The following is a 12,965-nucleotide window of genomic DNA, read 5'->3' as shown; positions in this document are numbered from 1 at the left end:
CAGCGCCGTGACGATCTCCCGCGACCCCCGTAGCGGGAGAGGGCTGGCGTCACCACCTGAACGTCTGCGGCGCTGGGGCCCAGACTCCGAGAGAGTGCATTCTCCTGATCGGCCGAGACCGGTCCCCAGGTCGCTGACCAAGGCTGGCGAAGGGTGCGCGAGAATCGCCGCGTGAGCGATCTGCGCGCGGGACCCGGTCTGCGGGTGGCGCGTGGCCTGGTGACGGCAACGGTGGCTGGGGGCCTCGGTCTCGTTGCGCACGTCGCGGCCGGCGGACTCCTCCCGCCCGTGATCTGGCTGATCCTCCTCTACGCGGCGATCGCAACCGTCGCCATCGCGTCGATGGGTGGCCCCGCGGGGCTGTTCCGCATGATCGTCCTGGTGGGCGGCGGACAGTTCGCAACCCACCTCATGCTGACCCTCCTGGCAGGCCATGCCGGTGACCACCTCCCGGCCCGCGCACCCTCAACGCACACCGATGGGTTCGTGGCGGAAGTCGGCTCGGGCCGCCGCGGATCGCTCTACGACCTGACGATGGGGCGGCCCGAACCGCTTTCCGGCGGCGAGTTCGTCATGCCCCACTGGCTGACGCACATTCTTGACGACCTGACCGGCCCCCACGCTGCCATGGCCTTTGCGCACCTGGCGGCCGCCGCGGTCGTGGCCTGGTGGCTCGCGCAGGGCGAAGCCGCACTGTGGACCGTCCTCGCGCTGCTCGCCGCATCAGTGGTCCGGGTGCTGACCCGGTTCACCTCTATGCACGGTGTCACGACGCGAGGCGCCCAACCTTCGATTCACGCTGCCGCTTCCGAGCAGGGACCAGCACGGCAGCTTGCCTCCCTGACCGGAGGGCTCGGGCGCCGTGGGCCTCCGCTCATCGTGATCTGACCCACGCACCTTCTTCTGCGCCTGCACGCACGCCGTTCGCTGTGTCCAGTCGCCGCCCCAGATCACGACATCAGGAGATTTGCCATGCCCACCTTCATCCGTCCGACCAAGACCACTCTCGCCGCCCTCGCAGCTGCGACCGTCCTGGCTGCCTGCTCTGGCACCGACACCGTCTCCAACGCCGACGAACCCACCCCCGCCCCCTCGTCGGAGACCACCTCGGCGACCGCTTCCCCCACACCCAGCGCGAGTGACGAACCCACCCCGACCGGACCCCTGCTGAGCGTCACGATCGCCGGCGAGCAGGTACGGCCGAACGCCCAAGAGATCGATCTGGCGACGGGGGAGAAACTGATGATCGAGGTCGAGTCCGACCGTGCCGGCGAATTGCACGTCCACTCCACCCCCGAGCAGTTCGTCGAGTTCGACGCCGGCAGCACCCGCACCCAGTTGGTGATCGAGACCCCCGGCAGTGTCGAGGTCGAGGACCACGACACCAGCGCCGTGGTCGCGCTCATCGAGGTCCGCTGAATGAGCTCGCTGATCCTGCCGATGCACGGCCTGGGCGGCGGAGCTGACCTGCCCATCCCGGCCTCGCTGGCCATCGCGGCCGGCACCGCCGCCCTGACCCTGTCATTCGTCGTCCTGCTGCTCGCCTGGCAGAGCCCACGCTTCGGCGACGGACGCGGCGAGCGAGCTGTACCGCAGCGCCTCGCACGGCTACTCGACAGCTCCGCCTGGTCTGTGCTCCTGAGGGCGGCGGGGCTCGCGTTCTTCTTCTTCATGCTGTGGCCGGCCCTCTTTGGGCCGGACAGTCTCATCAATCCGACCTTCGGCGTGATCTACGTGTGGCTGTGGGTCGGCATCGTCCCTGCCTCGCTGCTGTTTGGCCGGGTCTTCCGGGCCCTCAGCCCCGTCCGCACCATCCACCTGCTGCTGGCCAAGGCCACCGGCCAACCGCCCTCGCAGGGACTCCGCGAGTACCCCGCGTGGCTCGGGTACTGGCCTGCCGCCATCGGTTTGTTCGCGTTCGTGTGGCTCGAGCTGGTTTCACCGGACTCGACCTACCTCGGCCCACTGCGGCTGTGGATGGCTTGCTACCTCGCAGCGATGGTCGTTGGCGGCGCCGTCTTCGGCGATCGGTGGCTGGAACGCGCGGACCCGTTCGAGGTCTACTCCACGCTGCTGGCCCACCTCTCACTCTGGGGACGCGACACAGCGAGCCGGCTGGTGTGGGTGACTCCGCTGCGGCACCTGTCACGGATCCCCGCGGAGGGTGGACTGGTCGCCGTGGCCGCCGTCCTGCTCGGCAGTACCGCCTATGACAGTTGGCGAGACAGCGCCACCTGGATCCGCTTCGTCCAGGACAGCGGCATCAGCCCCACGGTGTTGGGCACGCTCGGCCTCCTGACCGCCGTCGTCATCGTCGGCGTGACGTTCGCTGCCGCGTCGATGGCCACCGGAGTCGAACGCGTCCATCGCTGGCAGATCCCGCGGCTACTGGCCCACTCCATCGTGCCGATCATCGTCGGCTACATGTTCGCCCACTACCTCAGCTTCTTGGTGCAGACCGGTCAGCAGACCCTCATTCAGCTCAGCGACCCCATGGGTAACGGGTCGAACCTGTTCGGTACCGCGGACTGGGAGGCGAGCTACTGGTTGGCGCAGCATCCGACGTTCCTGGCCACGACCAAGGTGCTCGCCATCGTCACCGGGCACGTCCTCGGTGTGATCGCCGCGCATGACCGCGCGCTGGAGATCCTGCCCAAGCGGCACCAGATCACCGGCCAGCTTCCCTTGCTGTTCGCGATGGTGCTGTACACCTTCATGGGCCTCTACCTGCTGTTCGGGACCTGACCGATGGTGACGGTTCCTCTGCACCTGGGTGCCCTGCACCCGGTCGAGCAGGGGGTGGTGCTGCTGGTGGCGTTCGGGCCGTTCGTGGTGCTCGCGGTGGTGGTGTTGATCCGACGTCAAGCGGTTGATGAGGCGGATGAGGAGGAGACGCCGCCCTGAGGCTGCCGGGCTGGGCCGGCCGTCGGCATCGGAGGGTTCGCCCCCTCGGCATACGACGCCAGGCAGCGACGGAGATGCCCGTAGCCGTTGACGGCTCCTTTGCCTGGAGCGTGGTCGGGCCCGGGCCGCTGCGAACCCGGGTGCCGAAACGGTTGACTGACCAGGTCGGTCAATTATGATGGTCATGTGGCTCGAAGGATTCCTTCAGACAGATTGTCCGCCGTCGTCGAGGCGGCGGTGGCCGTCTTTGTGACTCATGGCTATCGGCGCGCCCAGATGCAAGACATCGCAGACGTCCTCGGACTGGCGAAGGGCACTCTCTACGGTTACGCCGCCACCAAGGAGGCGATGTTCGCCGCCGCCGTTCGCTTCGGCGACGGACTCGAGCACGTGCCCGACGTCAGCGCCCTGCCGGTTCGCGCTCCCGCCGAGGGGGAGCTGGTCGAGCTCGTGGCGCGACGCTTGGCTGCCGAGATCCCCGACCTCGCTCTGACCCAGGCGTTGGGGCGTGACCGATTGCCGCGGACTGCTGCCGAGGCCGCGACGGAACTCTCCAACATCGTCCTGGACCTCTACCAGCGGCTGTCGCGCAATCGGGTCGCCATCAAGCTCGTCGACCGCTGTGCCCCCGAGTTGCCGGAGCTGGGCAGGGTCTGGTCCGAGGCCGGCCGCGGCGACCCGATGTCGGGCATGGGGGCCTACCTCGACAGTCGCGCGCGTGCGGGCCTGTTCACGTTGCCCGGCCCGGTCGACTTGGTCGCACGCACCACGGTCGAGCTGTGCGTGCTGTGGGGCGTGCACTGCCGCTTCGACCCTGCCCCGCCGGCATCGTCGTTGCCGCATGACGACGCGACCGTTGCGTCCACCCTCGCCGCGATGATCACCCGCTCGATGAACCCAGCCGGAGGTGCCTGATGCCCGACACGCGCCGCAGCTCGGATCCGCAGATGCGTCAGGGGGTCGTCGAGGCCGCCGTCGCGTCGGGGCCGAACGTGTCTCTACCCATCACGCAGGAAGGACAGAGCAATGACTGGAACGGCTGCCAAGGTGTGTGAGACACCGACGGCCAAGCAACGGCGCATCTGGGACAGGGCCGCGCCGGGCTACAACAAGCAGATCGCGTTCTTCGAGAAGGTCTGGTTCGGCGGAGGTCGTGAGTGGATCGGGGCCAGGGCGCACGGCCGGGTCCTGGAGATCGCGGTCGGCACCGGCCGGAACCTCGCGCACTACGACGCCGAAGCGACCGTCACTGGCGTCGACCTGAGTCCCGAGATGCTCGCCCTCGCCAGGAAGTACGCCGCCGAGCTCGGCCTTGAGGCTGACCTTCGCGAAGGCGACGCGGCGCACCTCCCGTTCCCCGACGCGTCGTTCGACACTGTCGTCTGCGCGCTGTCGCTGTGCAGCATCCCGGATCCCGAGAGAGCGATCGCGGAGATGCACCGGGTGCTGGTGCCAGGAGGGCATCTGCTCCTGCTCGACCACATCGGCAGCACCTGGCCGTGGCTGGTCGAGCAGCTCACCGGGCGCCTCGCCGGCGAGTACCAGACCCGCCGGCAGCTGCCTCTCGTCCTGGCCGCCGGATTGATCATTGAGGAGTCCGAACGGTTGAAGGCCGGCACGATCGAGCGCATCCGGGCCACCAAGCCGACGGGGGAGTAACTGACGCGGGACTCATTCCAACAATCATTGGAATGACGTAGTGTGTGGGTCATGAGCATTTCCGTCATCCCTGTCGTCGACGTCGGCCTGGGCAACTCCGCCTACCTCGTGGACCTCGCCGACGGCCGCGCCCTCGCGGTCGACGCGAGCCGCGACCTACGGGCGATGCGGGCCGAGGCCGAGCGCCGCGGCTTGAAGATCGCCTACGCCGCCGACACCCACCTACATGCCGACTTCCTCAGCGGCGCGGTCCAGCTGGCGGCCGACGACGGCGCCACCGTGCTCGCATCGCAGGCAGGCGGTCGCGAGTTCCCCCACCGGGGACTGGCGGACGGGGACGAGGTTGACCTCGGCGGGCTGAGCCTCCGGACGCTGGCAACGCCGGGCCACACCCACGAGCACATCGCCTTCGAGTTGTTCGACAACCGACAGCCGCTCGGGGTCTTCACCGGTGGCTCCCTGATCGTCGGCTCCGCGGCACGAACCGACCTGGTGTCACCTGAGCGGACCGAAGAGCTCGCCCGCGCCCAGTACCGCTCCCTGCTGCGTCTGGTCGAGCTCGGCGACGAGGTCGCCGTGTGGCCCACCCACGGCGCCGGCTCCTTCTGCTCGGCCCCTCCCGGTTCGGAACGGACCTCGACCATCGGCACCGAGCGCGCGACCAACAACCTGCTCCGCGCCGAGTCCGAGGACGCCTTCGTCCAGCAGCTGCTCGGCTCACTCGGCAGCTTCCCGCCGTACTTCCTCACCCTCGGCGAGATCAACCGACGCGGCCCCGACCACGTCAACGGCGACTCTCTGCCGGGCCTCGCGCCCGGCGAGGTGGCCCAGCTTCGGCGGACCGGCGCAGAGGTGGTCGACGTACGCCCAGTCGCTGACTTCGCCGCCGCCCACGTGCCGGGCTCCGTCTCAATCCCGCTGCGGCCGGTGTTCGCGACCTGGCTCGGCTGGCTCCTGCCCGCAGCGAAGCCGCTGATCGTCGTCCGCGGCGCCGACCAGGATCCCGCTGAGATCCTGTGGCAGGCCCGCAAGATCGGCCACGACCACCTGATCGGTGAACTCGACGGGGGTATCGCGGCCTGGACTCAAGCCGGTCAACCCGCCGGATCCATCCCGCTCGTCACCGCCGAAGACATCGAAGACGCCAGCGTCCTCGACATCCGGCAGACCAGCGAGTTCACGGCGGGGCACATCCCCGGCGCCGCCCATGTCGAGCTGGGCGACCTGGCCGACGACCCGGCGACCACCGATCAGCACGGCCCGACCGTGGTGATGTGCGGACACGGCGAACGCGCCATGGGTGCGGCCAGCCTCCTGGCCCGGGCGGGCCAGCAAGGTCTCTCGGTGCTGGTCGGTGGACCCGACGACTGGGCCGCCACGACCGGTCGCCGTCTCGAGGCGGGCTCATGAACCCGGTCGACGCCCAGGGCCACGGCACCCAGGGCCACGCCACACTGCCTCGCCTCGGGCTGCGAGCCAATGCCGCCCAGTTCACGATCCTCGTCGCGATCAACGCACTGGTCGGGGGGATGGTCGGGCAGCAGCAGACCGTGCTGCCCCTGCTCGCCGAGCGCGAGTTCGGGCTGACCGGCTACACCTTCATCTTCACCTACGTCATCGCCTTCGGCGTCACCAAGGCCGCCGCCAACTACTTCGCCGGCACCTGGTCGGACCGCTACGGCCGCAAGCCCGTGCTGATTGCTGGCTGGCTCGTCGCGATCCCCGTCCCGCTGATGCTGATCTGGGCACCCAACTGGGGCTGGGTGGTGGCGGCCAACGTGCTGCTCGGCATCAACCAGGGTCTGACCTGGTCTACGACGGTGATCATGAAGATCGACCTCGTCGGGCCCCAGCAACGCGGCCTCGCCATGGGACTCAACGAGGCCGCCGGCTACGGAGCGGTGGCCCTCACCTCCCTGGCAGCCGGCTACCTGGCCGCCCACTACGGCCTACGCCCGGCGCCATTCCTGCTCGGCCTGTCCTACACCGCCCTCGCGCTCGGGCTCTCGACCCTTGCCGTCAAGGAGACCCGGGACCACGCCCGCACCGAAGCCGTCGGGCATGTGCCGCGAGCCGACGGTCTACACGACCACCTTCACGGTGAGCTCAGCAACCGTGAGGTCTTTGTGCAGACCAGCTTCCGCGAGAAGGCGCTGTCCTCGGCCTGCCAGGCGGGACTGGTCAACAACCTCAACTTCGGACTCTCTTGGGGCTTGTTCCCGCTCCTGTTCGCAACGGCGGGACTTCCTGTGGGTCAGATCGGGCTGCTGTTCGCGCTCTACCCGGCCGTGTGGGGCGTCGGTCAACTGCTCACCGGCGCACTCTCGGACCGGTGGGGCCGCAAGCGCCTGATCAGCGGCGGCATGTTCATCCAGGCATCCGGCCTCGCGGTGATCGCCGCCGCCGACACGTTCGCTCCGTGGGCCGCGGGCACCATGCTCCTCGGCGCCGGTACCGCGATGGTCTACCCCACGCTCCTGGCTGCGATCGGGGACGTCGCACACCCGACCTGGCGTGGGCGCGCCGTGGGCATCTACCGAGTCTGGCGCGACCTCGGCTACGCCGTCGGCGCGCTCATGGGTGGCATCGTCGCCGACCTGTGGAGCCTGCGCGCCGCGGTCTGGGTGGCCGCCGTCATCAGTGTCGTCTCCGCGCTCATCGTCGCCGTCCGGATGTACGAGACCCATCCCCGCAACGCCAGAACCTCCGGCCCACCTGATGCCGATCATGAAGGAGCTCCCCATGGGTGACCGCGCCGCCAAGAGCACACTCTTCGCCGAGTTCGCGGCCGTCGGCAAGGCCCTGGCCAACCCCGGACGCCTCGAGCTCCTCGACCTGCTCGCCCAAGGTCCGCGCGGCGTCGACGAGCTCGCCGACGTCGCGGACATGGGCATCTCCACCTGCTCGGCCCACCTACAGTCGCTGCGCGAAGCCGGCTTGGTCGGCTCCGTACGCGACGGCAAGCGCGTGATCAACTTCCTCACCGATGAGGACGTCGCCCAGCTCCTGGTCAACCTCCGTTCGGTGGCACTGAAACACCGACCTGGGACCGACCACGCCCGCCGCGCGTACCTCGGCCCAGAGGACACCGAAGCCATCACACGGGCCGAGCTCCTCAACCGCGCTCAGACCGGTGACCTCGTCATCCTCGACGTACGACCCGGCCCCGAGTACGCCGCCAGCCACTTCCCAGGTGCCCTCAACATCCCCGTCGAGCAGCTCGCCGACCGGCTCGACGAGCTCCCCACCGGCACCGAGATAGTCGCCTACTGCCGCGGCGCCTACTGCGTAATGGCCCACGACGCCGTCCGCATCCTCAACGCCCGCGGCTACCGCGCCCGCCGCGCCGAAGACGGCGCCCTCGAATGGCGCACCGACGGCATCCTCCGACCGCACACCGCCGCCTGACGACCCAGAGACGCATGACTTCCTCGCTGCCCGGCACCGCGACCCCGCCCGGCACCCTCGACCAGCACGATCTCTACAGGCGATCCCTGACGGTCGTGGTCATCTCGCAGGTCTTCGGCGGAGCTGGCCTGGCCGCCGGCGTCATCGTCGGCGCACTGCTGGCCCAGGACATGCTCGGCGGCGATGGAGCCGCTGGCCTCCCAGCCGCCCTGTTCACCCTCGGCTCAGCCCTCGCAGCCTTCACCGTCGGCCGCGTCTCCCAGCAGTCAGGCCGCCGCCTCGGACTTGCCGGTGGGTTCATCGTCGGCGCTCTCGGTGCTGCGGGGATCGTGCTCGCCGCGGTGCTCGACAACCCGGTGCTCTTCTTCATCGCTCTCCTCGTCTACGGGTCGGGAACGGCCACCAACCTGCAGGCCCGCTACGCCGGCACCGACCTCGCCCCACCCCGGTCACGCGGCACCGCGGTCTCGATCGCGATGGTCTCGACCACACTCGGCGCCGTCGCCGGGCCCAACTCGGTCGACGCCCTCGGTGACCTTGCCGAGACACTTGGCATACCCGCACTTGCCGGACCGTTCCTCCTCGCCGCCGTGGCCTACGGCATCGCCGGCGTCATCCTCTTCGTGTTCCTTCGCCCCGACCCGCTCATCACCGCCCGGCAGATCGCCCACGACCGCCTGGTGGCTGCCGCGTCTGCCCCGGACAGCGCAGATGTCGACTCGATCGAACCCGTCGTAGGCTCACCAGGCGCAGTCGCACTCGGCGCCACCATCATGGTCCTCTCCCAGATCGCGATGGTCGCCATCATGACTATGACCCCGGTGCACATGCGCCACCACGATCACAGCCTTGGCGATGTCGGCTTCGTCATCGGCATGCACATCGGCGCAATGTTCCTGCCGTCGCTCGTCACCGGCCGCCTCGTCGACCGGATCGGGCGCGTGCCCATGGCCATCGCCTCCGCCATCACCCTGCTTGCTGCCGGACTTGTCGCAGCCTTCGCCCCAGGGGACTCGATGAGGCTCCTGACCCTCGCGCTCGTCCTGTTGGGACTCGGCTGGAACTTCGGTCTGATCAGCGGCACCGCACTCATCGTGGATGCCACCACACTCGAGACCCGAGCCAAGACGCAAGGCGCCGTCGATGTCCTCATCGCGATCGCCGGCGCTGGAGGCGGCGCCATGTCCGGCGTCATCGTCGGCCTCTCCAGCTACGCAACCCTCGCCCTTGCGGGCGGGTTTCTCGCCGTCCTGCTAATCCCCGCCGTTGCCTGGCATCAGTACCCACGCCGAAGCCTCCGCGGCTGACGATCGCGACCATTGGGCCAAGAGCAGATCCTGGCAGGGCACTTCGGCCCTACCCGTCACGTCTTCGGGCACTGTTGCCCGCAGACCCGCAGGGCGACTGTGGAGCCATGAAGAAGATCCTTCTCATCGTCAACGGCCCTGCGTACGGAGTAGTCGCAACCCTCAACGCCATTCGGCTCGCCAACTCCCTCGTGCGCCGCGACGACGTCCAGGTGACCCTCTTCCTCATGGGCGACGGTGTCACCTGCGCCGTCGCCGGCCAGAGGACCCCGGACGGCAACTACACCCTCGACCGGATGCTGAAGTCCTTCTCCCGACACGGCGGCAGCATCGCTTGCTGCGGCACATGCCTCGACGCGCGCGGCCTCACCAAAGAACACCTCATCGACGAAGCCAACCGATCCACCATGGATGAACTGGCCGAATGGACCGTCGAAGCCGACGACGTTCTCACCTTCTGACGACTCCTCCGCCAGCCGCGTTCCGATGAAGGACGGGACTGCTGCGCGAACGGATGACAGTCGGGATCAGTGGGCCTGGCTGCGACGGAAATTGAGGGCCCCGGCGAAGCCGGAGCCCTCATCGTCCCGAACCGCTGAGTTCGAGCACTATGAGAAGTGACTACAGGTCATAGTACTGGCTGAATGACCCATAACTTCGATTCGTTCAGGCGGTTTGTGGTGCCTCGGCGAGGCGGGGCCGAGCTGCGATGACGTAACGCTGTCTGGGGTGTTGAGGCTGTGCGTGAACTCACGGAGGGCGGCGCGCACCTCGCCGGCGGCTCGGAGCGGGCACCTCTCGATGCTTGGCCGTCTTGTGCTGGCCGATGCGATCCGAAGAAGCGACGAGCTCATACCCAGCTACACCCACCGAGCCAAGTCACATGTAGTAGGCGTATCGCGGCGCCGGGCGTTCATTCGGGCCGAGGTGCTTCAGGATCCGGCCGATCGAGTCAGCTGTGCGCAGCGTGATGGGCACCCGTCCGTCGAGTTGGGTGGCGTTCCAGTTCATCTTGGAGAGCGCGAGCAGCTCAGTCGCGATCTCGGCCGCGCTCGACTGCACGTCGACAAGGCGGAAGGGGAGTGCCGACGGCACGTACATCCCTGGGTAAGTCCGGTAGAACGGAACGCTCCCACGGGTGTAGAGCAGGTGCCGGGTGTCAGTGAGCGACAGGAGCGTGCCTCGTAGGGTCGTCTGCTCGCCTTGCCGAAACAGCCGGGGGGAGTCCTCGCGTGGGATCCAGACGAGTTCGAGCATGGCCAGGCGCTCCGCCTCGGCGGCAGCCCGGAAGCCCTCCAACTCTTCAGGCGTGAACGAAGAGGTCTTGTGCAGCATGACGCGTGCGGGTGCCGTCTTGTGCTCGATGCGGTAACGGGCCAGCGACTGCTCAAGGAGGTCCTTGGCGTCGTCGCCGGTGAGGTGTGGCTGTCGGTCGTCCTTCGACTGAGTGGCCTGGGCGCCACGGACGATCACGCCGTCGCCGCGCTCGTTGAAAACCTGCGCCACGCTCGTCTGCAGTGTTTCGTTGTCGGTGCTCCGGTAGAAGGCGACGCCGACGTAGCAGGTCGTGAGGTCCCGGACATGGCGGGTCATCCGCCATGGCACGCCGCCGGCCTTGTAGTACAGCGCCGTGTGCAGGTTCCAGGCCTTGGTTGCCTCGTCCTGCTGGCGTCGCCTGTCGCGGCCCTTCGGCTTATAGGTCGGGTCCCAGGTCTCGCGTCGGATAATTTGGATGGGACGACTACCGCTCAGCGAGCGTGCCTTCAGCAGTTCGTGGAAGTCGAAGCCGATAGACGCAGCTTTTGGTTGCTCCCACGGTCGGTCAGGGTTGGTCTTCGGCTCCTCGCGTTCGGGCAGATCGTCGGGACGGCAGACGATGATCACGTCGCAGTTGGGTTCCTCATCGAGCGTTCTCAGCTCGGCCTCGTACAGTTCGACGCCCTTCTGCACAGCCTGCAGCGGACTCAGCGTTGCGATGTTCTCCAGGGCTCGTTTGTCGAGTGTGCGCTCCAGCCGCCCGTTCCAGATGATCGTCGAGCGGAAGCCGACGCTGGTATGGAACCCAGGAAACGGTAAGTAGAGGTGCGATAGCGGGCTTTCTTTGGGTGTAATTGGTTCGCGGCAGCGGTCGAGCCATGCCTTGACCCCATCGATGGCCTCCTTGGTGCCGACGATGCCGATCTGGATCGTCCGGACTCCCGTATGGCTCAGGTCGGCCGGACCGTAGTTGTTGATGCCGCTACGTGGGTCGATGTGGCGGCTGCCGTTGCCGAATTCCAGGTCCGGTTCTTCGATGAACGTGAGTTTCATGCCGTCTCCGCCAGCTCCCCGTCAGCCAGAGGATCGGTCGGGTCCGACGCCTCTGCTGCTCGCTTCCACTTCGCCTCGTCGATGCCGCGGTCGGTGTCGAAGGTGACGAGTTTGCCGAATTCGAGGATGCGCTCGTTCTGGCTGAACAAGCTGTCATGGCCGCCCTCGCGACCGGCGAGGATGGCGGCCCACATGCGGGTCTCGCCGAGCACAGCGGGGTTACGTTCGAGCCGCTTGATGCCGCTCAGGTACTGGGCTGTGAACCGTGACTCGCGGTAGCCGTCGATCGAGTAGTAGTAGTCGGGCGTCAGGGCGCAGAACCACTCGTCGTCGAGGTTGAGGAACTGCCACTTGAGGCCGGCGTGCTTGTAGTAGCTGACCTGCGATGGGTTGGTCTTCTTGGCGTGCGGCTTGAAGACGGAGCGCCAATGGGTGCCGCTGGTGTTCCAGCTCCGTGGCGACAGGTCGTCGGTGGCGCGGAAGTAGAGCATGTGGCGCTTGCCGTGGAAGGCGCAGTCATCGCGGAGGTCTTGCCGGAAGGCGTTGTTGAGTAAGCGCACCAGTATTCGCTCGCTGTCCGGGCTGCCGTCGAGCAGTTCGCCGGTGGCCTCGATCGTCGGGTCACCGTTCACCGCGCCCGCCAGCGCGGTGTCCTCGACGGGGCTCCAGGTCAGCAGCCGGCCGCCGAAGAGGGTGAAGTCGTCTCGGATATCGAGGCTGCTCTCGCGCTGTAGGTCGTAGACCTTCCGGGGGAGTGTGACCGCGGCGTCGTATGCCCAGAACACGTCGGGCATCGTCACAGGCAGCAGGTTCGACTCCAGGGTTTCATCACGCAGATCAGCGACGGGCGTGTGCGCGCGGCCGTGAGGATCCGCAACCGCGAACAGCCGGTCGGAGACGTCCCCTTCAAGGGACATGGTGATCTTGTTGAAGTCCACACGTCCGCTGGCGCGACGGGCGGGATCCGCGAAGTAGGACTGGATGGGCGCCCACCAGGCTTCGCCCCGCTTGGGGTGTGAGCAGACCAGTAGGACGGGCATTGAAGACTTCATCCAGTAGTCCAGGTCGCGCTCGTCGCAGTCGTAGTGGAACCGGTCGGCGGTTTCACCGGGGAAGTCGTTGTCGCTGGCCTTGCTTTGCACCTGGAGGTGGCAGTTGCTGACTTCGCCCGTCGCAGGGTCGCGCAGCTCGATCGTGCCATCGATCCCGGCGTCGACTGTGCGCTCGTGCCAGACGTGATCCATGGCGCTGACCCGCTGGTGGATAAGGGCAATACCAGCATCGCCGATGTGCGCGCTGCGGCTGACCTGCTTACCGCTTCCCACCCGGTCACCTCGCTTCTGCCGAGGAATCTGGAGAGCCTCGGCTCTTTGAGGG

The 12,965-nt window shown here is 67.8% G+C and carries 13 protein-coding genes; 11 read left to right on the top strand and 2 right to left on the bottom strand.

Features of this window, described 5'->3' with window-relative positions:
* Positions 1-171 precede the first annotated feature (171 nt).
* The 11 genes from ACYQ0U_RS20780 to ACYQ0U_RS20730 all read left to right on the top strand — a co-directional run bounded on the left by ACYQ0U_RS20780 (position 172) and on the right by ACYQ0U_RS20730 (position 9,739).
* Positions 172-888 (top strand): hypothetical protein, encoded by a 717-nt coding sequence (locus ACYQ0U_RS20780; protein ID WP_459975792.1) that lies wholly within the window; start codon positions 172-174, stop codon positions 886-888.
* Positions 889-972: 84 nt separating this feature from the next.
* Complete coding sequence (locus tag ACYQ0U_RS20775) at positions 973-1,419, top strand: hypothetical protein (protein WP_459975791.1); 447 nt, start codon at positions 973-975, stop codon at positions 1,417-1,419.
* Positions 1,420-2,745 (top strand): hypothetical protein, encoded by a 1,326-nt coding sequence (locus tag ACYQ0U_RS20770; RefSeq protein ID WP_459975790.1) that lies wholly within the window; start codon positions 1,420-1,422, stop codon positions 2,743-2,745.
* A gap of 6 nt (positions 2,746-2,751) precedes the next feature.
* Positions 2,752-2,904 (top strand): hypothetical protein, encoded by a 153-nt coding sequence (locus ACYQ0U_RS20765; protein WP_459975789.1) that lies wholly within the window; start codon positions 2,752-2,754, stop codon positions 2,902-2,904.
* A gap of 213 nt (positions 2,905-3,117) precedes the next feature.
* Positions 3,118-3,819, top strand: a complete 702-nt coding sequence (locus ACYQ0U_RS20760) for a TetR/AcrR family transcriptional regulator (protein ID WP_459975788.1) — start codon at positions 3,118-3,120, stop codon at positions 3,817-3,819.
* Between the two features lie 111 nt (positions 3,820-3,930).
* Positions 3,931-4,563, top strand: coding sequence for a class I SAM-dependent methyltransferase (locus ACYQ0U_RS20755; RefSeq protein WP_459975787.1), 633 nt, complete (start codon positions 3,931-3,933; stop codon positions 4,561-4,563).
* A gap of 51 nt (positions 4,564-4,614) precedes the next feature.
* Positions 4,615-5,973: an MBL fold metallo-hydrolase gene (locus ACYQ0U_RS20750; RefSeq protein WP_459975786.1), complete on the top strand. Its 1,359-nt coding sequence runs from the start codon at positions 4,615-4,617 to the stop codon at positions 5,971-5,973.
* Complete coding sequence (locus ACYQ0U_RS20745; RefSeq protein ID WP_459975785.1) at positions 5,970-7,313, top strand: MFS transporter; 1,344 nt, start codon at positions 5,970-5,972, stop codon at positions 7,311-7,313. The genes ACYQ0U_RS20750 and ACYQ0U_RS20745 overlap by 4 nt, the downstream gene beginning before the upstream one ends.
* Positions 7,306-7,971 carry an ArsR/SmtB family transcription factor gene (locus ACYQ0U_RS20740; RefSeq protein WP_459975784.1) on the top strand — a complete coding sequence of 222 codons (666 nt, stop codon included), beginning with the start codon at positions 7,306-7,308 and terminating at the stop codon, positions 7,969-7,971. The genes ACYQ0U_RS20745 and ACYQ0U_RS20740 overlap by 8 nt, the downstream gene beginning before the upstream one ends.
* 14 nt (positions 7,972-7,985) lie before the next feature.
* Positions 7,986-9,278 (top strand): MFS transporter, encoded by a 1,293-nt coding sequence (locus tag ACYQ0U_RS20735; protein WP_459975783.1) that lies wholly within the window; start codon positions 7,986-7,988, stop codon positions 9,276-9,278.
* Positions 9,279-9,385: 107 nt separating this feature from the next.
* Positions 9,386-9,739, top strand: coding sequence for a DsrE/DsrF/TusD sulfur relay family protein (locus tag ACYQ0U_RS20730; protein ID WP_459975782.1), 354 nt, complete (start codon positions 9,386-9,388; stop codon positions 9,737-9,739).
* 418 nt (positions 9,740-10,157) lie between these two features.
* On the opposite strand, the gene ACYQ0U_RS20725 is transcribed toward ACYQ0U_RS20730, so the two are convergent.
* Together ACYQ0U_RS20725 and ACYQ0U_RS20720 are read right to left on the bottom strand one after the other, a co-directional pair.
* Positions 10,158-11,588 (bottom strand): argonaute/piwi family protein, encoded by a 1,431-nt coding sequence (locus ACYQ0U_RS20725; protein ID WP_459975781.1) that lies wholly within the window; start codon positions 11,586-11,588, stop codon positions 10,158-10,160.
* Positions 11,585-12,913, bottom strand: a complete 1,329-nt coding sequence (locus ACYQ0U_RS20720; RefSeq protein ID WP_459975780.1) for a DUF4365 domain-containing protein — start codon at positions 12,911-12,913, stop codon at positions 11,585-11,587. The genes ACYQ0U_RS20725 and ACYQ0U_RS20720 overlap by 4 nt, the downstream gene beginning before the upstream one ends.
* Between the last annotated feature and the right edge of the window lie 52 nt (positions 12,914-12,965).

It is taken from the genome of Nocardioides pyridinolyticus, from assembly GCF_054653575.1.
Note: the sequence above shows the minus strand (reverse complement) of the source record. Positions and strands in the feature narration are given on the sequence as shown.